We start from the raw sequence: 22,566 nt of genomic DNA on the forward strand, positions 1-22,566 counted from the left end.
ACTCAAAGAAAAGTGACTCGGGCCGGCCGAAGGACGGACCGAAAGCTCTTGCTCTTTGCTTCGAGCGGCGAAGCGGCGAAGCGGCGAAGCGGCGAAGCGGGACAGGGGCGAGCATTGAGCTCCTGGTGGGCCAGGGCCCACCCTATGACAGCCGCGAGGTCGGGCAGTCCGCGGGGCCGACCGAAAGCGCTTGCTCTTTGCCTCGAGCGGCGAAGCGGCGAAACGGGACAGGGGCGAGCATTGAGCTCATGGTGGGCCAGGGCCCACCCTATGCGCTCATCGCGAGCGCCCGCCTCGCGTGCCCAACACCACCCCGCGCTCCCGCATCGACGCCAGCATCGCCTGCGCGGGCGCCAGCAGTGGCTCGGCGGAGAGCCGCCAGGCATCGGCCAAGCGCTGAACAATCTCGCGACCACTCGCCGGCGCACTGCGGATCTGCTCCAGCAGGGCGTAGCCCAGGGGATCAAGCCGGGCGAACTTGACGCTGTGGTCGGCGGCGCGCTGCAGCAGCAGCAGGGTCGGCTCGGCAGGCGCCGTCTCGGGCTGATAGTCCGGACGGATGCGATCGACCGGCCAGGCATAGGCCAGCGGCCAGGCCTGCGGCGAAAGCACCGGCACGCCCTGCATCAGATCGCCCTGCGGGTCGATGCTGGCGAGGTCTTCGCTCGCGTCCGACAGCGCGATGCCGAGCTCGGCCCACTCGTAGTGGGCCAGCTCGGCGAGGAAGGGCGGATGCGCGACATGCCTTTCATCGCGGGGGCCGCCTTCCGCATGGCGGCTGCAGCCGCCGTCAGCGCTACCGCTACTGCTGGATTCGAATGTTCCCGCGTTGTCGGCGTGAGCGCGCTCCGCGCGGTCCGACAGCCAGGCGATGAACTCCTGGCCGACTTCGGGGAACAGCGGCGTCTGCGCGCGGTGCTCGCGGATGAAGTCGTCGATGAGCGCGTTCCAGAAGCTTTCGCCGCGCAGTGTGCGGATCACCGGAAACTGGCTGCCCAGCAGCCCGGCGACGGTATTGCGGATCAGTTCGCGATAGACGCGCAGGCGGCGCGGCTCGATGCCCGGCGGGGGCGTCTGGTTCGACGGATCGCGGATCCAGTGCGCCAGCGCCAGCTGCTGCTGGCGCAGGGTCTCAGGCGCAGCGGGCATGGGCAGTCTCGATGCGCTCGCGATGGGCGCCCTGGATCGCGGCGATGCGGTCGACTTCGGCCAGCAGTTCGGCCATCGGCGGGAAGTTGAAGTCGCGCTCCAGCAGGGTGGGTTTGAGCCCGCAGTGCGCATAGGCGGCGTCGAGCAGGGCCCAGACCGGATCGATGACGGCGGCGCCGTGGGTGTCGATGATGAGGTCCGGCGCCTCGACGTAATGGCCGGCCACATGCAGGCTGGCAACGCGTTCGGCCGGCAGCGCACGCAGGAAGGCGAGCGCGTCGTAGCCGTGGTTGACGCTGTTGACGTGGATGTTGTTGACGTCCAGCAGCAGATCGCAGTCGGCCTCGTCGAGCACGGCGCGGAGGAAGTCGATCTCGGCCATGGCCTGGTAAGGCGCTGCGTAGTAGCTGATGTTCTCGATCGCGATGCGCCGGCCCAGCGCATCCTGCACCTCACCGATGCGCGCAGCGACATGGCGCACCGCCTCCTCGGTGAAGGGCATGGGCAGCAGGTCGTAGAGCTGGCCCTCGTCGCTGCAGTAGCTCAGGTGTTCGCTATAGAGCGGGCAGCCCAAGGCGTCGAGAAACCCGCGCAGACGCTTTAGGTAGGTCGTATCGAAGGGCTCTGGCCCGCCCAGCGACAGGCTGAGGCCGTGGGCGAAAATCGGGAAGCGTTCGCGCAGCGCATCGAGCGCTTCGCGACGCTTGCCGCCAACGCCGATCCAGTTGTCGGGCGCGAGCTCGAGAAAGCCGACGCGGCCCGCCGGCAGGGCCAGCAGCTCTTCCAGCAGCGGGCGGCGCAGACCCAAGCCGCACAGCGACAGCGCATCCATGGTGTGCCTTTGGTTTGGGCGGGAACAGAGCACAGGCGGCAGCGATCGCGGAGCCGCCGCCAGCACAGGCCACACGCATCCGCAGCGGATGCGCGTCGCGGAAGGTCGTCAGGAGCCGGCAAGCTTGCGACCCCATGAATCGTCGCCCCCGCGAATGCGGGGGCCCAGAAACGCTCGTCTCAACCGCAAGCGCTCTGGATCCCCGTCCCCGCCTTCGCGAGGACAGGCTCTCCGCAGGGAAGACGACTCCGTGCCTTTCAAGAACGCCTGGACCGCGCGGAGCCGAGGCGCTCCCAGATCAACGCGCGCGAGCGATCAGGCCGCGCCGCCGCACTTGCCCTCACCGCACTTGCCTTCGCCGCAGCTGCCTTCCTTGTCCTTGTCGGCGTCCTCGCCCTCGGCGGGCTCGCCACCACACTTGCCCTCGCCACACTTGCCCTCGCCGCAGGCGCCTTCCTTGTCTTCCTTCGGCTCATCTTCCTTGTGGTCGTCGACCAGCTGGTAGCCCTGCTGCAGGTCCTGGACCTGGAAGGCCTGGGCAACCGGGCTGGCGATCAGGCTGGCGGCGAAGGCGGCGCCGAGGGCAAGGCCGAGGTTCTTGGTGCTGTTGTTCATGCGTTCAATCCTCTGTGGCAGGGGCCGAGGCCCGGATGGAATCCGCCCGGCGGGCGGCTATGGAAGCGACGGCCAAGGGTGCCCCCGGCGCGGCGCAGGTTTCAAGGTCGGATCGGCATGGCCGCTGAACCGACGCTGTGAAGAGTGAGCGAGGCCGCGCCTTGATTGCGCGAACGCGGCCTCCGTTCTTGAAGCGACGTTTTGCCCCGACCGCGCGATGGCAATTCAGGCGGTGGCCATCGCCATCAGCACGCCGCGGTCATGGCACAGGCTGACCTTGAGCCCGCGCGCCATCGCCGTCGCCGGTGCAGCGGCCAGCTGCATGTCGGGCACGCCGCGATGGCGGGCGGGATCAAATCGCGCCTGGCAGATGCCGACCACATCGGCGCCCACGCGATAGCGCAGCATCACCGCCGGCACCGAGGCGATCGAACAGTGGCGGCCGCCGATCAGCTCGGCACCCGGCGGCAGCGCGAAGGGCGTCTCCTGCAGCAGGAAGCCGACCCCCGCAAAGGCCTCGCGCAGCTCCGCCATCGACGCCGAGGCCACATCCAGCGGCTTCTCGTACAGGTGGTTGTAGGCGATCTCGTCGGCCAGGGTCTGCAGGTTGCTGGTGTCGCGAAAGGCCCGAACACCGAACAGACCCCAATAGCCGACCGTCGCGGCGGCGGCGACGCTGGCTGCCGTCGCGAAGAATCGACGGCGGCCCGGCTGCGCCGGTCCCTGATCTGCTGGCGCTGTCTGTGGGCCTGGCGCGGGCGGTGCCGACAGCCGCGCGCGCAGGGCATCCAGCTGGGAGGCTTCGAGCCGCTCCTGCTCGAACTTCGCGCGCAGCTGCTCGCGCAGCGGCATGTTCTCTGAAGGCTTCATGGTCTCGCTCCCGCCCGCGCAGCGTCCGCGTCGCCGGCAAACTTCCTTCGCAGTCGATGCATGCGCGCCAGCAGGGTGCCGCGCGGCGCACCGGTCTGGGCGCTGATCTCATCCACGGTGTAGCCCTCGACCGCCCACAGGAACAGCACCTCGCGTTCGGCCGCGGTGAAATCCGCCCAGACGCGCTCAAGCCAGGCGCGTTCGAGCTGCACGTCCTCCAGCGCACGCAGATCGGCGGGAATCACCGCCTCGGCGTCCTCGATCGGGCTCCAGCGCATCTGCGCCGCACGGCGTTGATCGGCCAGGAAGGTGTTGCGCACGATGCGCAGGAAGTAGGCCAGGGGGTTCTCGACGGCAGCGGTCGCCGCGCCGAGCCACTGGGTCACGGCGGTATGCACCACGTCGTAGGCCTGCTCGCGCTCGCCGGTCAGGGCGATCGCGTAGCGGTAGGCGCGTTGGAAATCCTCGTCGCGCAGTCGATTCATGACCGCGGCGTCCGTCTGCCTGAGCGAATCTGCGCTGGGGACTGCATGGCTGTGTTCTCCCGCGGCGATCCGCGTTCGAAGGCCAAGGATGCGCCAGCGGGACGCTTGATTGCATGCGCGTCGCCTCGCGCTTGCCGACGGCCTCGCCGTCCTGCAGCGCACCCGAGGCCGAGGCGAGCGGCAATCAAGCAGGGCGCGCCTGCCTCTGCTCGGCACTCGATCACAGTCGCCCAAGGACGCCCGCATGAACGTACTCCACGCGTTTCCCGCCGCCCTGCGCGCACGGCTCGATGGCCTGGGGCCCTGGCTGGCCCCGCTCGGCCTGCGCCTGATCCTCGCCTACGAGTTCGGCGAGGCCGGCCTCGAAAAGCTGCGCGGCGAGAACTGGTTCGGCGGCGTGCAGTCGAAGTTCCCGTTTCCGTTCAAGCACGTCGATCCCGAGCTGAGCTGGTGGCTCGCGACCTGGGCGGAGCTTGGCGCGGCCGCACTGCTGGTGGCCGGTCTGTGCACCCGCTTCGCCGCCTACAGCCTGCTGGTGCTCACCTTTGTCGCCACTGCCGCGGTGCACTGGCCAGCGGAGTGGAGCTCACTGGCGCAGCTGTGGCAGGGCTATGCGATCCGCAACACCGGCCACGGCAACTTCAAGCTGCCCCTGCTGTTCGCGCTGATGCTGCTGCCGCTGGTGCTGGGCGGCGCCGGGCGTTTGAGCCTGGACGCACTGCTCGCGCGCTCGCTGCCAGCAGCGGGCGAGCCCCGTGCGGACCGCGCGGCCTGGGCACTGGGCGGGCTCGGCCTCGGCCTGCCGATCGCCATGCTGTTTCCGACGCTGGGCCTGGGCCTGATGGCCTTGGGCGCGGTGCTGGCCCTTCTTGCGGGACACCGCTTCCGGCGCGAGCTCGGGCCGGGCTGATCCGCTCAACGCCGTGGCGCGCCATCGAGCGCGGTCGCGGATCCGGCGCCGGCTGTTCAGCGCTGTCCTCAGTCAGCACCCGCGTGGAGCAGCACCGCGCGCAGCCGGGTGGGCGCCGGTGCGCCCGCGACGGCGGCGCCCTTCGGCTCGGTCCAGGCCAGCACGGCGGTCTGCGCGAGTGCGGCCAGACGCGGCACGCCGATGCCGCGGCCTGCCGGCAGGGCGGCGACATCAATGCGCTGGCGCTCGCCGAGTTCCGCGTCGAACAGGCCCAGCCGCAGCACGCTCTCGCCGGGCGCACCTGCGCCGAGCCAGCTTAGCAGCACGCCGTCGTCGAAGGCTTCGGCGTCGACGCGTCCGAGCACGGCGGGCCCCTGTTCGACCCGCAGGGGCGTCGCCTCGGTGCCGAGCACGCGCAGTCGCACCGCCATGTCGTTCGCGTTCGGCATGGTCGACCACGCCGCAAACACGCGTTCGTTCTGCTGCGCCAGGGCGGGCCCGTTGACCGGGCAGGCATTGATCTTCCAGTTGTCGGCGTGGACCAGGCCGGTCACCTGCCAGCCGCTGCGGTCACGCGTGGCCAACGCGATGTCGCGGATCTCGTGATCGCTGCGGTCACGCCAGGCGGCGAGATGGCTGCCGTCGGGGCGGCGCAGCAGCGCTGTCCAGCAGCAGGAGCAGGTGCGCGCGTCGAGCTCCACGTCCTCGCGGATCGCGCCGCGGGCGTCGAGCACGGCAGCGCGCAGGCTCATCCCTGTCTCGTGGTCGCCGTGGGCGTCATGGAGGACGGACCCGTCCGCATGTGAGGCCGCGGCGTGGCGGCCGTCCAGCCAGATCAGGCGCATGCGGTCGGCGCCATCCGGCGCCATCGAGACGAAGCCGTGCTCGCTCAGTGTGCCGTCGTCGTGCGGCGTGATCGGTGCCGACCAGCTCGCGCCTTCATCCTGCGAGTGCACGACGCGGATGCCGTAGTGGTAGGTGCCCGCGCCCTCCTTCTGCAGCCAGAACGCCCACCAGCCGCCGTTGTCGGCGACCGCGATCTGCGGGTGGTCGGCCCAGTTGACGAACCAGTCGCAGCCGCGCGCGACTTCGCGGGCTTCGCCGAGTTCGCCCGCCTTCGACAGCGTTGCGACCTGCAGGCGGGCACAGCCTTCCGGCAGACGTTCCTGCCAGCTCAGCAGGAAGCGCTGCTTGGCGCTGTCGGCGACCACATGCGGGGTCAGCGCCGAGGCTTCGATCGGCAGCTCGATGGGTATGAGTCGCGCGGGCTCGGCGAGGGCCAGGCCCGCGCCGAACAGACTCAGAAGCTGCGCTGCCAGGTGAGTTCGTACCACCGCGGTTCTCCCAGCATGAATTGGCCGGCGCCGTAGGGGCGCGTGGCGTAGACGCGATCGTCCAGATTGCGCAGGCGCAGGCTGAAGCGGCCCAGCGGCGCATCGTAGCGAAGCAGGGCATCGACCGTGGCATAGCCCGGCAGATACAGCGTGTTGGCGGTGTTCGCGGCGCTTTCGCCGACACCGCGCAGACCGAGTCCAAACTCCAGGTTCGGGCGTGCGCTGTAGAAAGCCCAGACCGTGCCGATGCGCTCGGGCACCGCGACCGGATCATTGCCGCGACGCGAGACGGCAACACCGCCGACGACTTCGTCGAAGCGCTCGAACTTGGCGTCCAGCAGGGCGGCGCTGGCCTCGACGCGCAGGCGCTCGCCGATCGGCATCCGCAGGCTGGCCTCGACGCCGCGCGCGGCCTGCTCACCGACCTGGATCAGCCGGTTCGGATCGTCCGGATCGCGGCTCAGCAGGTTGGTGCGGGCGATGTCGTACAGCGCCAGGGTCCAATCGACGCGCCCGCAGCTGTGCTTCACGCCCAGCTCAACCTGCTCGCTGTCGGTGAGGTCGAAGCTCGCGTTCGCCAGCCCCAGGGTGGTGATCTGCGCCGGTGCTTCGCTGGAGGTCGCCAGCGAGCCGTACAGCGTGGTCCGTTCACTCGGGCTGAAGGTGAGCCCCAGCCGATAGCTGCCGGCGCTGTAGCGCTTGTCGAAGCGCAGGCCGCTGACCACATTGAGCGAGTCGACCTCGCTGCGGTCGTGGCGCAGGCCGGTGATCAGGCGCCAGCGCGGGGCGAGATCCAGCGCGCTTTCAACGAACACCGAACGCTGTTCGATGTCGGTCGCGGTGCGCGGCTGGAAGGTGTCGAGGCTGGTGTAGACGCCACGCACCGGGTCCCGCAGATCGACCGCGTCGGTGTAGCGGAAGGGGCTGTCGCTGCTGCGGTCATGGTCGTTGCGATCGGCCTGCAGGCCGAACACCAGCTGGTGCGCGCGGCCGAACAGGGTGTGCGACCAGGCGACATCGGCGACCGCGCCGCGCAGCGTCTGGTCGTGGCTGATCTCCAGATAGTCGCTGCGGCGGATCAGGCCGGTCGCTGGCTGCCAGGTGTTGACCTCGGCATTGCGGTAGTAGCGGTCCTCACGATTCCCGAACAGCACCAGCGCGGCGCGCAGGTTGTCGCTGGGCTGCCACTCGGCGCGCGCGCGCAGCCAATCCACGTCCATGCGGATGGCGTCGTCGATCACGTTGTAGTTGATGTCGCGCAGGCTGGGGTCAATGCGGCCATTGATCAGCGGCGTACCGAAATAGCCCTCGCCGTCGTCAAGGAAATGCTCGAAGGCGAGGCTCAAACGCAGCGTGTCGCTGACCGGCGCAGCCAGCTCGGCGTTGACGTGACGGAACTCGAAGCTGGTGTCGCGCGCATAGCCGAAGCTGCCGCGCTCGCCGGACTGCTGATGGCTGGCGTCGAGCCGCCAAGCGAGGCCGCCACCGCCCACGCTGCCGCCGCTGCCCAACGCTGCCGTGGTCGTACCGTAGCGGCCATAGCCCAGATACACGTTCGAGCCCGCGCGGCCGTCGGCGCGCCGCGGCACCAGATTGATCGCACCGGCCACCGAGCCCTGACCGGCAGTGAGCGCAGCCGGGCCGCGCAGCACTTCGACCTGCTGGTAGTTCAGGGTCAGCCTGGGCGTGACCTGCCAGCCGGGGTATCGAACACCGTCGAACAGGATCGGCGAATTGAACACCCCGGAAAAGCCGCGCCCGCTGATGTTGATCACGCCGAAGCTGTAGGCCGGCACCAGGCCGGGGGCCTGCTCGAGCGCTTCGTTGAAGCTGGCGTCGCTGCGCGCGCGCAGGCTGTCGGCGTCAATCACGTCAGCCGAAATGGGCTGCTGCAGCAGCGGCACATCCAGCCGCGAAGCTGCGCGCGCAGCGCGCTTCAGCGGGGTCGGGGCTACCCCCTTCACCTCGATCTCGTCGAGCTTGGCGGCCGAGGCCAGTTCGAAGCCAATGGCAGCCTGGGCACCTGAGACTGTGGCGGAGACCAGCGCGATCAGCACGGCTGCGGACACTGAACGAAGCGGGGTCGAACGGGGACGATGAAGCATCTGTTTGCACTCAGGCGACGCGGGGCCGCGTATTGTTCGGCTCCCCCGCCATGCTGCCCATGCGACCGAATGTCGCAGACAGCCCGCGACACCGCGTTTCGCAGAGTGCTTTCCCCTCGTGCTGCCTCGACTGTCCATCGTTGTTCCCATCGGCCCGGGCGAGAGCGCCTGGCGGGCGCTGCTGGGCGATCTGCAGCGCGTGCCGGTCGATGTCGAGCTGCTGCTGGTCGGCGTGGATGCCGCGCCGCCCGAGCTTGATGCGCTGGCCGGCGTCCTCGCCGGACGTCTACGCTGGCTGCAGGCATCGCAAGGCCGCGCTAGCCAGCAGAACGCGGGGGCGGCGGCCGCACGCGGGAACTGGCTGTGCTTCCTGCACGCCGACTCCCGACTGGAGGCTGCTGCCGTGCGCGCGCTGGCCGCAGTGGCACAGCGTGCTGCTGCGCTCTATCACTTCGATCTCGGCTTCTTCGATGGCCCGGCCCTGCTGCGCCTGAACGCGCTGGGCGCGAACCTGCGCTCGCGACTGTTCGGCCTGCCCTTCGGCGACCAGGGCCTGTGCCTGCCGCGCGCGGACTTCCAGCGGCTGGGCGGCTTCGACGAGCGCCTGCCGCGCGCCGAGGATCACGCCCTGGTGTGGGCGGCGCATCGCGCGAAGCTGCCGGTGCGCCGCCTGGGCGCGCGCCTGCGTACCAGCGGACGTCGCTATGCGGAGGCGGGCTGGCTGCGCACCACCCTGCGCTTCCTCGCGCTCAGCTGGACCCAGGCGCGCGCATTCTCGAAAGGGAGTCGCCCATGAGCGGCGGCGCCTTGGCCCTGTTCGTGAAGACACCAGGCCTGTCGCCGGTGAAGACGCGACTGGCGCGCGCGATCGGCAGCGCGGCGGCCGAGCGGCTCTATCTCGCCTGCGCGGATGCCGTCTCCGAACTCCTGCAGCGCTTCGCCCGTGAAAGCGGCGTGCGCTGCGTGTGGGCCATCGCTGAGGGCGACAGCCTGGCCCCGGCCTTCTGGGCCGCACGCGGCGGGCTCGACTGGGTGCCGCAGGGCGAAGGCGGCCTGGGTGCACGCATGGCCCGCGTACACCATCGACTGGTACGTGAGCACCGCTTCGGCCTGCTGATCGGCGCCGATCTGCCCCAACTCAGGCGTGAATACCTGCAGCGCGCCGCCGACTGGCTGCGCGCGCCGCAGGCGCGACAGGTGCTGGGTGCGGCCGAGGACGGCGGCTTCTGGCTCTACGGCGGCAATCGAACGGCGCCCGAAGTGCTCTGGGAGAGCGTCGCCTACAGCCAGCCGCGCACCGGCAGCGAGTTCCGCGCGGCGCTGTCGGGCTTTGGCGACTGGCTCGACCTGCCGCCGCTCTGCGATCTCGACACGCCTGAGGATCTGCAGCAGCTGGCCGCAGCCCTGCGCGCACTGGCCGGACCGCTGCCTGCGCAGCAGCGCGTGCTGGGCGAGATCGACACCCTGCTGGAGACCCTGGGCCATGCCTGAGTGGGCAAACGCGCTGGTGCTGAACGAAGGCCCGCTGCGGCTGGGTGCCTTCGGCGGCGTGCTGGCCCTGCTGCTGGTGCTGCAGTGGCTGCGGCCGCTGCGCGGCGATGGCCGCGGCCAGCGCCGGCAGGCCACCAACCTGCTGCTGATCGCGCTCGACACGCTCCTGCTGCGGCTGATGTTTCCGGTGCTTGCGGTCGGCCTCGCCCTGCAGCTCGAATCGCAGCAGATCGGACTGCTGCCGCAGCTCGGCCTGCCGTTCTGGCTCGACTGCGTGATCGCGGTGCTGCTGCTGGATCTGGCGATCTACTGGCAGCACCGCCTGATGCACGGGGTGCCGCTGCTGTGGCGCCTGCATCGCCTGCACCACAGCGATACCGGCTTCGACGTCACCACCGGCCTACGCTTCCACCCCTTCGAGATGGCGCTGTCGCTGGTCTACAAGCTGACCCTGGTCGCCGCCCTCGGCGCGCCGGCGCTGGCGGTGCTGGTGTTCGAGCTGCTGCTGTCGGCCGGCGCCCTGTTCACCCATGCGGATTTCGCCCTGCCGCCGGCGCTGGATCGCCGCCTGCGCTGGCTGCTGGTGACGCCGTCGATGCACCGCATCCACCACTCGACCTGGCGGCCCGAAACCGACAGCAATTACGGCTTCCACCTGTCGATCTGGGACCGGCTGTTCGGCAGCTACCGCGCGCAGCCGCGCGCCCCCGAGGAAGCGATGCCGATCGGCCTCGGGTATTTCCGTTCGCAGCGCGAACAGTCCCTGCAAAGCCTGCTGCTGCAGCCGTTCCGGCCACAGCCTTCCTCGGAGCACGATCCGCATGCGTGACACCTGGCCCCTGCTGCAGGCGGTGGAATTCCCCGCCATCGAGCGCGTGGCACTGAAGACCCTCCAGCTCAATCTTGGCTACCTGTGCAACATCAGCTGCACGCACTGCCATGTGAACGCCGGCCCGCGGCGCACCGAGCTGATGGACCTCGACACCATGCAGCTCGCGCTACGCGTGGCCGAACGCTTCGGCGCCGACACCCTCGACCTGACCGGCGGATCGCCGGAGATGAACCCGCAGTTCCGCTGGCTGGTCGACGCGGCGGTCGAGCGCGGCCTGCGGGTGATGGATCGCCTGAACCCGACGATCATCGAGGAGCCGGGCTACGAGTGGGTGGCCGACTATCTCGCCGCGCGTCGCGTCGAGGTCGTCGCCAGCCTGCCCTGCTACAGCCAGGCCAATGTCGATGCGCAGCGCGGCAAGGGCGTGTTCGAGTCGAGCATCCGCGCGCTGCAGAAGCTCAATGCGCTCGGCTACGGCCAGCCCGGCAGCGGGCTCGAGCTGCAGCTGGTCTACAACCCCGGCGGGGCCTTCCTGCCGCCGCCGCAGGAGAAGCTCGAAGCCGACTACAAGCGCCTGCTCGGCGACAACTTCGGCATCGTCTTCAATCACCTCTACGCGCTGGCGAACATGCCGATCCAGCGCTTCGGCAGCATGCTGGTCTCCAAGGGCCAGTTCGACAGCCACCTCGACACCCTACGCGGCGCGCATCGCGACGAGAACCTGTCCGCAGTGATGTGCCGCAGCCTGCTCAGCATCGACTACCGCGGCTACGTCTACGACTGCGACTTCAACCAGATGCTCGACCTGCCGTCCGACGCCGCGGGCCCGGGCCAGCCGCATCTGCGCGATCTGCTGGAAGGTGCTTTGCCGCGCAAGATCGCGGTCGCCGGCCACTGCTACGGCTGCACGGCGGGGCAAGGGTCGAGCTGCGGTGGTGCGCTGGCATGAGAGCCTCTCAGCCCCGCATTGCGGGCCAGGTGTTCTCGAAGAAACATGGGTTCGTCATCCCCGCGAAGGCGGGGATCCAGACCTCTCGCGACCGAGGCCACTACTCTTGGACCCCGTCCCCGCCTTCGCGAGGACAGGCTCTTCGCGGGGGCGACGAGTACCGGGGTCACCAGAGTCGTTTTCGACCGCCTATCCCTGCCACGCGGCAGTGAGAGCGCTCCAATACCATCATTCACTTACGGTCTTGTTTCTTGAGAGCCTTCGAAAACACTCGCGCGCCCAGGCTCAGGGCCTTCGCGACTTCGCCCAAGGTCGCGAGGCCGGAGCGGACGGTGCGGGCGTAGCATGCGCGGATGAGCCCGACCGTCTCCGCTGACAACACCGCCTGGACTCGCACCGCCCTGATCGCGGTGGCCAGCGCGGCGGCCATCGTCACCCTCAGCATGGGCGTGCGCCAGAGCTTCGGCCTGATGATGCAGCCGGTCGGCAGCGAGCTCGGCATCAGCCGCGAGGCCTTCGGCTTTGCGATCGCGCTGCAGAACCTGCTGTTCGGCCTGGTCCAGCCCTTCATCGGCGCCGCGGCCGACCGCTTCGGCACGCGGCCGACGCTGATCGGGGGCAGCCTGCTCTACATCGCGGGGCTGGTGCTGGCGGCCAGTGCGACCGGCGCGACCAGTCTTGGACTTGCGTTAGGCGTAATGGTCGGCATGGCGCTGTCGGCGACGACCTTCGTGGTGGTGCTGTCGGCGGTTGGCCGGGTGGTGCCCGACGCGCAGCGCAGCCTCGCCTTCGGGCTGGTCACCGCCGGCGGCTCACTGGGCCAGTTCGCCGTGGTGCCGCTGGCGCAGGGCCTGGTCGGCGCGTTCGACTGGCGCATCGCGCTGTGGATCCTGAGCGCGCTGATCGCCTTCATCGCGCTGCTGGCCTTCGGCCTGCCGGGGCGGCTGCGCAGGGGTGCCGCGGCTCCCGTGATCGAGGGCCCCGAGCTGGGTGAGGCCCTGCGCTGCGCCTCGCGCTATTCGCCCTACTGGCTGTTGAACGGCGGCTTCTTCGTCTGCGGTTTCCACGTCGCCTTTGTCGGCACCCATCTGCCGGCCTATCTGGTCGACGGCGGCCTGAGCCCGGCGATCGGGGCCTGGTCGCTGGCCCTGATCGGGCTGTTCAACATCGCCGGCAGCTGGCTGTTCGGGCTGTGGGGCGGGCGGCATTCGCGCACCGGCCTGCTGGCGGCGCTGTACTTCGCGCGCGGGCTGGCCATGGTGATCTTCCTGTGGCTGCCGCTGACGCCGGTCTCGGCCCTGGTGTTCGCGTCGGTGTTCGGCTTCCTCTGGCTGGGCACGGTGCCGCTCACCAGCGGCGCGGTGGTCAGCATGTTCGGCCTGCGCCAGCTCTCGACCCTGTACGGCATCGTCTTCCTGAGCCACCAGGTCGGCGCCTTCTTCGGCGCCTGGTGGGCGGGCCGGCTGTTCGACGCCACCGGCAGCTACGCGGTGATCTGGTGGACCTCGGTGGCGCTGGCCCTGCTGGCCGCGGCGCTCAGCGCCGCCACGCGCGAGCAGCGCGCCTGGCAGCCGGCATGAGCCCGCAGGCGCTCAAGCGCTGGCTGCTGCTGGCCGCGGCCGCGCTGCTGGCGATGGCCGGCCTGCTGTGGGCGCGCTTCGGCAGCGAGGTCTTCCTGCAGGGGCTGGGGCCGCTGTTCTGCGCGTGAAACCGCGACCGCGCTGCCGCCCGCGCGGGTCCTGTTTGCGCGAACGGGCATGGCTCCTGCACGCTGGCAGGCGCCCCCATACGGAGGCGCCGGGGATCTGACGGGGCATGAGCGACAGCCGCCACCGCAGCGGAGACAGGACAGGACCCGACCGGGACCTCGCATCCGGGCTCGCGGCCGTGTCCTCCGGCCTGCCCGGCACCCTGTTCCGCTACCTGCTGCGACCGGACGGCAGCGATGCCATCTGGTACGTCAGCGCCGGCTGCACCGAGCTGTTCGAGTTGAGTGCCGCCGAGATCGAGGCCGACCTGTCGCGCCTGTGGGCACTGATCGACGCTGACTGCGTGCCGCGGCTGCGGGCTTCGATCGCCGACAGCGCGGCGCGGCTCAGCGAGTGGCGCGACGAATACCGCATCACCACGCCCTCGGGCCGGCGCAAATGGATCCAGGCCCACGGCAAGCCGATGCCCTGGCCCGAAGGCGGCACGGTCTGGACCACCCTGCTGCTGGACATCACCGACCAGCGCGAGGCCGAGCGCAAGGTCGCGGTCTCCGAGGCGCGCCTGCGCGCGCTGCTGGAGCGCATCGACGCCATCGCCGTCCAGGGCTATGACCGCGAACGCCGGGTGTTCCTGTGGAACGCCGCGAGCGAACGCCTGTACGGCTACAGCGCGGCCGAGGCCATCGGCCAGCGCCTGGAGGACCTGATCATCCCGCCGGTCGCGCGGCAGGCGGTGATCGACGATGTCGAGGGCTGGATGCAGCACGGCCGGCCGATCCCCTCGTCCGAGCTGAGCCTGTGCGACCGCCGCGGGCAGCCGGTCGAAGTGTTCTCCAGCCACGCGCTGCTGGAGAACGCCGACGGCGCGCCGGAAATGTTCTGCATCGACATCGACATCCGCGAGCGCAACCGCGCCGTCGAGGCCCTGCGCCGGAGCGAGGCGCGGCTGTCGCAGGTGCTGGCGGTGATCGGCGAGGGCATCTGGGACTGGGACATCCTCGCCGGCAGCGTGCACGTCAGCGCGCGCTGGCTGGCCATCATGGGCCTGCCGGAAACCGGCCTGCAGCGCAGCGTCGAGGATTTCAAACGGATGCTGCATCCCGCCGACCGCAGCCGGGTGCTGCAGCGGCTTGAGCACTGCCTGCGCGGCGAGGCGCCCTATGCCTGTGAATTCCGCATGCTGCGTGCCGACGGCAGCGAGATCTGGGTGGAGGACCGCGGCGAGGTGGTGGAGCGCGACGCGCAGGGGCGGGCACTGCGCATGATCGGCAGCCTGACCGACATCAGTGCCCGCAAGCAGGCCGAACAGCAGGCCCAGTTCGTCGCCTACTTCGACCCCCTGACCGCCCTGCCGAACCGTCGACTGCTGGAGGAGCGCCTGAGCCGCGCGCTGGAGGCGGCAGCGACCGACGGCAGCGTCGGCGCCCTGCTGATGCTGGACCTGGACGACTTCCGCCGGGTCAACGAGAGCCGCGGGCACAGCGTTGGCGATCGCCTGCTGCAGGCCGTGGCCATCCGGCTCGGCGCCCTGCTGCGCGGCGGCGACACCCTGGCGCGGCCGGGGGGTGACGAGTTCCTGCTGCTGCTGCCCTCGCTGTCCACCGATCCGGAAGCCGCGCGCGACATGGTGGCGGGCGTGCTGGTACGGCTGCGCGAGGCGCTCGACGAGCCGATCGAGATCGACGGCCAGCGCTGCAGCACGGGCGTCAGCTTCGGCATCACCTTCTATCCGGGGGCCGGCGGCAGCGCCGCCGACCTGCTGCGCGAGGCCGACACCGCGCTCTACCTCGCCAAGTCCGCGGGTCGCGGCCAGGCGGTGCGCTACGACGCCGCGATGAGCGGCCAGCTCAGCCAGCGCATGCAGCTGGAGCTGGACCTGCGCGAGGCGCTCAAGCACGGCCAGTTCGTGCTGCACGCGCAGTCGGAAGTGCATGCCGACGGCAGCGTGGCCGGCGCCGAGCTGCTGCTGCGCTGGCAGCATCCGCAGCGCGGGCGTCTCGCCCCCGGCGAGTTCATCGACGCCGCCGAGCGCACGGGCATCATCGTCGGCATCGGTGACTGGGTGCTGGGCGAAGGCTGTCGTGCCGCCGCGCGGATGGCGGCGGCCGGCATTGATCTGCCGCTCAGCATCAACGTCAGCCCGCGGCAGTTCCACCAGCCCGACTTCGTCGAGCGCGTGCGCACCCATCTGCGCGCGCACGGCACCAATCCGGCGCAGGTCATCCTGGAAGTCACCGAGAACCTGCTGATCGATGACGTCGAACAGGCCGCGCAGCGCATGCGCGAGCTGTCGGCCCTGGGCCTGCGCTTCTCGATCGACGACTTCGGGACCGGCTTCTCCAGCCTCGCCTACCTGAAGCGGCTGCCCCTGTACCAGCTCAAGATCGACCGCAGCTTCGTCAAGGACACGCCGGGCGACGCCAGCGACTGCGCCATCGTCAAGCTGGTGATCTCGATGGCGGCAAGCCTGGGCCTGAGCGTCGTCGCGGAAGGCGTCGAAACCCGCGAACAGGCGGCCTTCCTGCAGGGCAGCGGCTGCAGCCTGCAGCAGGGCTATCTGTACGCGCGGCCCGAGCCGCTGGAGACCTGGCTGGCGCGGCTTGGCGTGGATGCAGATGCGCGTTTCGACCCGGCGACCCGAAGGCAGTGAGGGCGGCGGTGCGCCGCGCTGTGCCTCAACCCGCTGACCCGCCAGCGCCGAGGCGCCGGTGCTCGACCATGAGGCAGCGGTCCTGCACCACCGCGATGCCCGCATCCTTGAGCGCCGCCGCGAACGGCTCGCTGCGGATCCCGGACTGCAGCCAGACGGCCTTGGGTGCGGCCGCGAGCAGATCCTGCAGGTGGCCGGCGAGGTCCTGCGGGCGGCGGAACACGCAGACCAGATCGATCGATCCGGGCACATCCTGCAGCCGCCGGTACACCGGCTGGCCGAGGATGTGCGTCGCTTCGGGATAGTAGACCGGCACCGGCAGCAGTTCGAAGCCGGCCTGCTGCAGGTACTCGGGCACGTAATGGGCGGGCTGGGACGACGCCGCTTCGGACTTGATGCCGAGCACGGCAATGCGTCGGGTCGAGGCCAGCAGCTCGCGCAGCGCCGCGTCGCTGTCGGGTGCGTGGGTCGGATTGATGGAACGGTCGTGCATGGGTATGGGCTCCGATGTGCTGAGGGAAGCAGCGCTCAAGGGGGTTGGCGCGCACCACGTGGCATCGGCGGGGCGAGCGCCCGGGGCTGCAGGCAGGGGCTCGTCCGCGGGATCCTCCGACGCATACAGCATGTGCCGTGCACCGCCGGGCCCCGGCAGCTGTTCGACCAGGCGCAGCCCGGCCGCCCTTGCCCAGCACCGGTGCTGCCGGTCGCTGGCGCTCCAGGTGCGCAGGTGCGGCACGTCAGCCGCGCTGGTCGCATCGGTTGCCGGGCAGTGCAGGTCCGACTCGCCCAGTGTGTCGCCAAAGCGCTCGACCAGCAGGACGCCGCGCGGCGCGAGATGGCGGGCGGCGCAGGTGAACACAGCCGCCTGTCGCGATGGCGGCAGCAGATCCAGGGTATCGACCAGCAGGGTGATCAAGGCAAAGCGCTGAGGCAGCGCAAAAGCCGCCATGTCCATCTGCACGCAGAGGGGTGTGCGTGCACCGCTGCGCTGGCGGAGTAGAGCCAGCATCGACATCGATGCGTCCAGCGCCCACACCTCCAGCCCGCGCTGGGCGAGCGGCAGGGCCACACGCCCGGTGCCGGCTCCGAGCTCCAGCACCGGGCCCGACCCGGCGAGGGCGAGCAGGCGCACCAGGAGCGCACGATCGAGGCGCGGATACAGCCTGTCGTAGCAGGCAGCGAAAGCCTCGCCATAGGCCGCGGGGTCGGGATCCGCTCGGTTGGCGGGCGAAGCGAGTCCCGCTTCGCCCGGCGATTCGGGCAGCACTCAGCGCCCGCGCGAGGCCGGCCGACTGTCGCTGGCGTCGGCGCCCGGCTCGACCTCGCCGCGCAGCAGGCGGCCGATGACTTCCAGCGTGCGTTCCACGGCACCGCGCTCATGGCCGACCGTACGCTTGCAGGCCTCGCCCATGCGCTCGCGACGTTCGGGGTCCGCCAGCAGGGTCTGCAGGGTGCGCGACAGGTCTTCCGAGTCGGCCACACGCAGGGCCGCGCCCTGCTCCAGCAGCAGGTCGGTCACTTCCTCGAAGTTGAAGGTGTGCGGCCCGACCACCACCGGGATGCCCAGCGCTGCCGGCTCCAGCACATTGTGGCCGCCGATCGCCTCCAGTGAGCCGGCGACGAAGGCGACATCGGCGCAGGCGATGAAGTTGACCAGCTCGCCCAAGGTGTCGATGACGAAGCACTGGCTGTGCGCATCGGGCTCGTCATCCTCGCTGCGCGTGCGGGTGGCGAAGCCGTAGCTGCGGCACAGCTGGACCATTGGCTTGAAGCGCTCGGGATGGCGCGGCGCCACCAGCAGCAGGGCGTCGGGAAAGCGGTTCAACAGCCGCGAGTGCGCCTCGATGACCGCCAGCTCCTCGCCTTCATGGGTGCTGGCGGCGATCCACACCGGCCGCTGCACGCCCCAGCGCACGCGCGCGGCGGCCGCCTCGGTGAAAAGCTCGGGCTTGACCTGCAGATCGAACTTCAGGTTGCCGACCACGCGCAGGCGCTCGGGGCGTGCGCCCAGGCTGAGGAAGCGGTCGGCGTCCTGCTGCGACTGCGCGGCGACGAAGCGCGCGCTGCGGATGGCCGCGCGGATGATCGGCCGCACCGGCCCGTAGCCGCGCAGCGACTTGTCGGACAGCCGGGCATTCGCCACCACCACAGGAATGCCGGCGGATTCACAGGAGAGGAACAGGTTCGGCCAGATCTCGGTTTCCATCACCACGGCGAGCTTGGGACGCGTCGCGGCCAGGAAGCGCCCCACCGAGCCAGGCAGGTCATAGGGCAGGTAGACGTGGAAGACGTCGTCGCCCCAGAGCTGGCGCACGCGGTCCGAGCCGGTGGGCGTGACGGTGGTCAGCACGAAGGGCAGGTCGGCATAGCGGCGGCGCAGGGCCTCCACCAGTGGCGCTGCGGCGTTGACCTCGCCGACCGAGACCGCATGCACCCAGATGCTGCGCTCGAAGCCGGGGTTCTTGAAATGCCCGAAGCGCTCGCGCCAGCGCGCGTAGTAGCCGGGCATGCGCAGACCCCGCGCCAGCAGCCGATAGAAGATCAACGGCGTCAGCAGGTACATCGCAAGGGTGTAAAGCAGTCGCATGGCGCGCGCGGCGTCCTGAGGCCGCTGGGGCCGATCCGGGGCGGGGCAGGATAGCAGGCTGCTCCCGGGGGCTCTGCGCGTCAACGAACCGCCAAGACAGGGTGATGTGCGCGTGAGGGAAGGCGCTGCTATCCTCGCCCCACGCAGCTGGGGTCCGTGGGGGAGCCCAGCGCTGCCGGCGCGGAACCATCCGCACCCGGCAGCCGTCGAGCTGGCCCGCTGCACGGGTTCCGGGGAGTCCCATCATTGACAGGCATGCACCCTGCCCGGTGCGCCCGGACCCGAACTGCAGCCCGTCCCTCGAGCCTCGACTCTGCGGTGCATTCCGCACGCCACACGCTGCTGCCGGGCAGGCCCGGCCTCGGGGAGTATTTCGATGCGATTCTGGATTCCTGGTCTTCTGCTGCTGCCCCTGACGGGCTTCGCCGCCGACGGCGACAAGCGCTGCACTGTGTCGTTCGATGCGGCCACACTCGACACCTGCAGCGGTGAGCTGACGCTGGTGCACGAGGCCCTGCGCCCGCTGGGCCGCGCCGACGCGAACTCACCCTTCCGCATCGTCAAGTTCGATGCGCCGATCCGCGCCGAGCAGCGCCGCGCGCTGGAAGCGCAGGGCGTGCAGATCCTCGGCTACGCGCCGCACTACGCCTACCTGGTGCGCATGGATACGGCCACCGAGAGCCGCGTCAAGGCGCTGCCGGGCGTGCTTTGGACCGGCGCCTATCTGCCGGTCTGGAAGCTCGACATCAACCTCGCGAATGACATCGCCAGCACCTTGGCCGGCGGCAAGGGTGTGTCGATCTCGGCCGAGGCCGGCATTGAAGAGCTGAGCATCGCCCTGCAGCCTGGCGTCGAGGCCGCGCGCAGCCGCGACAGCCTGCTGTCCACCCCTGGCCTGTCCTACAAACTGACCGAACAGGGCTTCGACCACGAGCGCATCGTGGTGGGCTTCGAGCGCAGCGCGCTGGCTGACGCCGTGCAGGCGCTGGCGCTGAATCCGGAGGTCGCCACGGTCAGCCTGCGCTGGCCGAACGAACTGATGAACTCGCAGGCCGGCTGGCTGCACCAGAGCGGACAGCAGACGCCGGTGGCGGGTTCGATGCCAGCCTTCGAGAACGGGCTGTTCGGCTGCGGCCAGATCGTCGCCGCCGCCGACTCGGGCCTTCACGCGACCCATTGCTCGTTCGCCGATGCAAGCTTCGGCCAGCCGGTCACCTCGGTCTGCGCCTCCGGAGCCGGCTGCCCGACCATCACCCCCGACTTCAACCACCGCAAGATCGGCGCTCACTACAAGTGGGACGGCAGCACCACCGGAGCGCCCGCCGACGGCCACGGCCACGGCACCCACGTCATGGCCACGATTACCGGCAACAACCCGGCGACTGGCGCGGTCGACTGCAGCACCCGCACCAGCCCCGGCGGCCTGACTGACCTTGACGGTACCGCGCCCGGCGCCAAGCTGATCTCGCAGGAAATGGGCGCCAGCCTGCAGTACCTGAACAGCGGCGGCGGCACCATCTTCCACGCGGCGGCCACCGCCTACGCCAATGGCGCCCTGACCCACAACAACTCCTGGGGCTCGTCCTGCCGTAACTCGGTGGGCGCCTGCATCGCGGGTTGCCAGGTCGAGTACCGGGCCACCACCCGCGATGCCGATGCGGTGGTCTGGGAGCATCCGCAGCTGGCAGTGCTGGTCGCCGCCGGCAACAGCGGCGGACTGGGCGGCAGCACGGGCTGCGGCCCGGGCGCTGATGTCGGCGCGGCCGGCAACGCCAAGAACGTGTTCTCGATCGGCAGCAACAACCGCGGGACCGGCGGCGACGCGATGTCGGGCTTCTCTTCGCGCGGCCCGACCCAGGACCGCCGCCTCAAGCCCGACATGACCGCCCAGGGTGGCAGCATCATCTCGGCCTCGCGCACCGCCTGCGGCACCGCCAGCATGAGCGGCACCTCGATGGCCACGCCGACCGCGGCTGGCCTGTCGGCCCTGGTCCGCGAGTACCTGCAGCGCGGCTTCTACCCGAGCGGCATCGAGAACCCCGACCACGCCCTGCCGACGCCCTCTGCCGCGCTGATCAAGGCGATCATGATCAACGGCGCGCAGGAGATCACCGGCGCCGGCACCACCGGGGGTGCGCCCAGCCAGTCTCAGGGCTGGGGCCGCATCAACCTCGACCGCAGCCTGTACTTCCACGAAGACGCGCGCGGCCTGTGGCTGGACGACCAGAGCGAAGGCCTGGAGACCGGCGATGTCCATACGGAGATGCTGGCGGTCGAATCCGGCGCGCCGCTGATTGTCACCCTGGTGTGGCATGACGCACCCGCGCTGGTGAATGCCAACCCGCACGGAGTCAACCAGCTTCGGCTTGAGGTCGAGACGCCGGACGGTCAGATCTGGACCCAGAAGCTGCCGGCCGGCGGCGGCCTCACCAACCCCAACCCGGTCGCCGACACCAGCACCGCCGACTACGACGACCGCAACAACGTGCACAACATCGAGCTGCCGACGCCCACCACCGGCAGCTACACGATTCGCGTGCGCGGCATCCAGGTCGCCCAGGGTCCGCAGCCCTTTGCACTGTCCGCCACCGGCAAGCTGCTGGGCCTGACCGAGCCGGACTTCATCTTGGGCGCCAGCGGCGCCGGCGCTGGCATCTGTGCGGGCGAGCCGATCAACCTCAGCATCGGTGCGACCTCGTTCGAGGGCTTCAACGATCCGCTGACGCTGAGCCACTCGACCCTGCCCGCCGGCCTGACCGGCAGCTTCTCGGTCAACCCGCTGACCCCGGCGACGCCGGCCGCCACCAGCACGCTGGCGATCGGCAATACCGGCAGCCTGCCGTCCGGCACCTTCAGCCTCGACATCACCGCGGCGTCCAACGGCCCAGGCTTCCCGGCCTCCAGCAAGACCCGCACGGTGAACGTGCCGGTGGATGCAGCCGCACCCGTCGCAGTCGGCCTGGCGGCCCCCGCCCAGGGCGCCGTCGATCAGCCGCTGCGTCCAAGCTTGAGCTGGGATGCCATTCCCGGCGCCACCAGCTATCGGGTTGAGGTGGCCAACAATGCGCAGTTCAGCAGCCCGATCGTCGATACCACGGTGCCTGGGACGAGTCTGACCTTGGCCAGCGCGCTGGCAGCAAACACCGAGTACTTCTGGCGCGTGTCGGCGACCAATCGCTGCGGCGCCGGCCAGGCATCCAGCGTGCGGAGCTTCACCACCAGCAACCTGATCTGCAGCGAGCCGGCCCTCAACATCCCGGACAACAACCCGACGGGCGCCACCGACACGCTCAATGTCGTCAACACAGGCACGCTCGACGGTCTGCGTCTGGGCCTGAAGATCAACCACACCTGGATCGGCGACCTGCGGGTCTGGCTGAGCAAGGGAAGCACCACGGTCGAGCTGGTCAATCGCCCCGGCGTGCCCGCATCCACCAACGGCTGCAATGGCGACAACATGGACATCATCCTTGCCGATGGTTCCGCGCTGAGCGTGCAGTCCAACTGCGCGAACGCCAACCCCGCCTACACGCCGGGTGCCGAGTACAGTCCCGCCAATCCCCTGGCGGCATTCACAGGCACCGAGCTCAGCGGCGCCTGGTCGCTGCGGGTCAGCGACAACGTCGGCGCCGACACCGGGCAGCTGGTCAGCTGGTGCCTGCTGCCGGCCGCCGCCTCGCAAGCGCCTGAGATCTTCAAGCACGGGTTCGAGTCGACGCCGTAAGCACAAGACCATCAAGCAGGTGGTCGATTGAGCGAGAGGCCGGATGCGCAAGCATCCGGCCTCTTCGTTTGCGCACCGCCCCGGGGGAGGTCTCGCCAGTTGGGTACCGGCGGCAGCCGGTCAGCGCGATCCATGGATCAATCGGCGCGCGGCGCGCACGCGGCCACGGCGGCGCCGAAGCGTTCGAGGGGGACGGGGATGGGAGCCGCCCAGACCAGGCCCCAAGACGCGGGTGAGGCAGGCGGGGCGTCAGACGGGTAGCGGCCGCGAAACCGCGCATCGTTCGCCTGCTTGCGGGGGCAGCATCCTAGGAAGCCACCGGAA

The 22,566-nt window shown here is 70.1% G+C and carries 18 protein-coding genes; 9 read left to right on the forward strand and 9 right to left on the reverse strand.

Annotated features, from left to right (window positions below; genetic code table 11):
• Positions 1 to 276: 276 nt before the first annotated feature.
• The 5 genes from Q0654_RS15350 to Q0654_RS15370 form a co-directional block, all read right to left on the reverse strand.
• Positions 277 to 1,149, reverse strand: a complete 873-nt coding sequence (locus tag Q0654_RS15350) for a putative DNA-binding domain-containing protein (RefSeq protein ID WP_298855442.1) — start codon at positions 1,147 to 1,149, stop codon at positions 277 to 279.
• Positions 1,133 to 1,981 carry a DUF692 domain-containing protein gene (locus Q0654_RS15355; RefSeq protein WP_298855444.1) on the reverse strand — a complete coding sequence of 283 codons (849 nt, stop codon included), beginning with the start codon at positions 1,979 to 1,981 and terminating at the stop codon, positions 1,133 to 1,135. The genes Q0654_RS15350 and Q0654_RS15355 overlap by 17 nt, the downstream gene beginning before the upstream one ends.
• 315 nt (positions 1,982 to 2,296) lie before the next feature.
• Complete coding sequence (locus Q0654_RS15360; RefSeq protein ID WP_298855446.1) at positions 2,297 to 2,596, reverse strand: hypothetical protein; 300 nt, start codon at positions 2,594 to 2,596, stop codon at positions 2,297 to 2,299.
• A 225-nt stretch (positions 2,597 to 2,821) separates the two neighbouring features.
• On the reverse strand, positions 2,822 to 3,466 hold the full coding sequence (locus Q0654_RS15365; protein WP_298855447.1) for a hypothetical protein: 645 nt from the start codon (positions 3,464 to 3,466) through the stop codon (positions 2,822 to 2,824).
• Positions 3,463 to 3,951, reverse strand: coding sequence for a sigma-70 family RNA polymerase sigma factor (locus Q0654_RS15370; RefSeq protein WP_298855449.1), 489 nt, complete (start codon positions 3,949 to 3,951; stop codon positions 3,463 to 3,465). Before Q0654_RS15370 ends, Q0654_RS15365 begins: the two co-directional genes overlap by 4 nt.
• A gap of 244 nt (positions 3,952 to 4,195) precedes the next feature.
• Here Q0654_RS15370 and Q0654_RS15375 point away from each other — a divergent pair, with 244 nt between their 5' ends.
• Complete coding sequence (locus Q0654_RS15375; protein WP_298855451.1) at positions 4,196 to 4,861, forward strand: DoxX family protein; 666 nt, start codon at positions 4,196 to 4,198, stop codon at positions 4,859 to 4,861.
• Between the two features lie 68 nt (positions 4,862 to 4,929).
• Here Q0654_RS15375 and Q0654_RS15380 read toward each other — a convergent pair whose 3' ends face one another.
• Both Q0654_RS15380 and Q0654_RS15385 read right to left on the reverse strand, forming a co-directional pair.
• Complete coding sequence (locus tag Q0654_RS15380; protein ID WP_298855453.1) at positions 4,930 to 6,195, reverse strand: sialidase family protein; 1,266 nt, start codon at positions 6,193 to 6,195, stop codon at positions 4,930 to 4,932.
• Entirely contained in the window at positions 6,162 to 8,264 is a 2,103-nt protein-coding gene (locus tag Q0654_RS15385) for a TonB-dependent receptor (RefSeq protein WP_298855456.1), read from the reverse strand. The genes Q0654_RS15380 and Q0654_RS15385 overlap by 34 nt, the downstream gene beginning before the upstream one ends.
• A gap of 154 nt (positions 8,265 to 8,418) precedes the next feature.
• Between Q0654_RS15385 and Q0654_RS15390 the strand changes: the two genes are divergently transcribed.
• The 7 genes from Q0654_RS15390 to Q0654_RS15420 all read left to right on the forward strand — a co-directional run bounded on the left by Q0654_RS15390 (position 8,419) and on the right by Q0654_RS15420 (position 15,931).
• Positions 8,419 to 9,096, forward strand: coding sequence for a glycosyl transferase family 2 (locus tag Q0654_RS15390; RefSeq protein WP_298855458.1), 678 nt, complete (start codon positions 8,419 to 8,421; stop codon positions 9,094 to 9,096).
• Complete coding sequence (locus tag Q0654_RS15395) at positions 9,093 to 9,791, forward strand: DUF2064 domain-containing protein (RefSeq protein ID WP_298855461.1); 699 nt, start codon at positions 9,093 to 9,095, stop codon at positions 9,789 to 9,791. Before Q0654_RS15390 ends, Q0654_RS15395 begins: the two co-directional genes overlap by 4 nt.
• On the forward strand, positions 9,784 to 10,620 hold the full coding sequence (locus Q0654_RS15400) for a sterol desaturase family protein (protein ID WP_298855463.1): 837 nt from the start codon (positions 9,784 to 9,786) through the stop codon (positions 10,618 to 10,620). The genes Q0654_RS15395 and Q0654_RS15400 overlap by 8 nt, the downstream gene beginning before the upstream one ends.
• On the forward strand, positions 10,613 to 11,572 hold the full coding sequence (gene arsS, locus Q0654_RS15405; RefSeq protein ID WP_298855465.1) for an arsenosugar biosynthesis radical SAM (seleno)protein ArsS: 960 nt from the start codon (positions 10,613 to 10,615) through the stop codon (positions 11,570 to 11,572). The genes Q0654_RS15400 and arsS overlap by 8 nt, the downstream gene beginning before the upstream one ends.
• 353 nt (positions 11,573 to 11,925) lie before the next feature.
• Complete coding sequence (locus tag Q0654_RS15410) at positions 11,926 to 13,152, forward strand: MFS transporter (RefSeq protein ID WP_298855467.1); 1,227 nt, start codon at positions 11,926 to 11,928, stop codon at positions 13,150 to 13,152.
• Complete coding sequence (locus tag Q0654_RS15415; RefSeq protein ID WP_298855469.1) at positions 13,149 to 13,280, forward strand: hypothetical protein; 132 nt, start codon at positions 13,149 to 13,151, stop codon at positions 13,278 to 13,280. Before Q0654_RS15410 ends, Q0654_RS15415 begins: the two co-directional genes overlap by 4 nt.
• Before the next feature lie 107 nt (positions 13,281 to 13,387).
• Positions 13,388 to 15,931 (forward strand): EAL domain-containing protein, encoded by a 2,544-nt coding sequence (locus Q0654_RS15420; RefSeq protein ID WP_298855471.1) that lies wholly within the window; start codon positions 13,388 to 13,390, stop codon positions 15,929 to 15,931.
• A 25-nt stretch (positions 15,932 to 15,956) separates the two neighbouring features.
• Here the strand turns inward: Q0654_RS15420 and Q0654_RS15425 are convergent, their stop codons facing one another.
• Positions 15,957 to 17,198, reverse strand: coding sequence for a CoA-binding protein (locus Q0654_RS15425; protein ID WP_298855473.1), 1,242 nt, complete (start codon positions 17,196 to 17,198; stop codon positions 15,957 to 15,959).
• The gene (gene waaA / locus Q0654_RS15430) at positions 17,199 to 18,518 is read right to left on the reverse strand and encodes a lipid IV(A) 3-deoxy-D-manno-octulosonic acid transferase (protein WP_298855475.1); all 1,320 of its coding nucleotides are present in this window, start codon (positions 18,516 to 18,518) and stop codon (positions 17,199 to 17,201) included.
• Positions 18,519 to 18,894: 376 nt separating this feature from the next.
• Here waaA and Q0654_RS15435 point away from each other — a divergent pair, with 376 nt between their 5' ends.
• On the forward strand, positions 18,895 to 22,242 hold the full coding sequence (locus Q0654_RS15435; RefSeq protein ID WP_298855477.1) for a S8 family serine peptidase: 3,348 nt from the start codon (positions 18,895 to 18,897) through the stop codon (positions 22,240 to 22,242).
• The last annotated feature ends 324 nt before the right edge of the window (positions 22,243 to 22,566 follow it).

The sequence above is a fragment of the uncultured Aquimonas sp. genome (assembly GCF_937888285.1).
Lineage (GTDB): Bacteria > Pseudomonadota > Gammaproteobacteria > Xanthomonadales > Xanthomonadaceae > Aquimonas.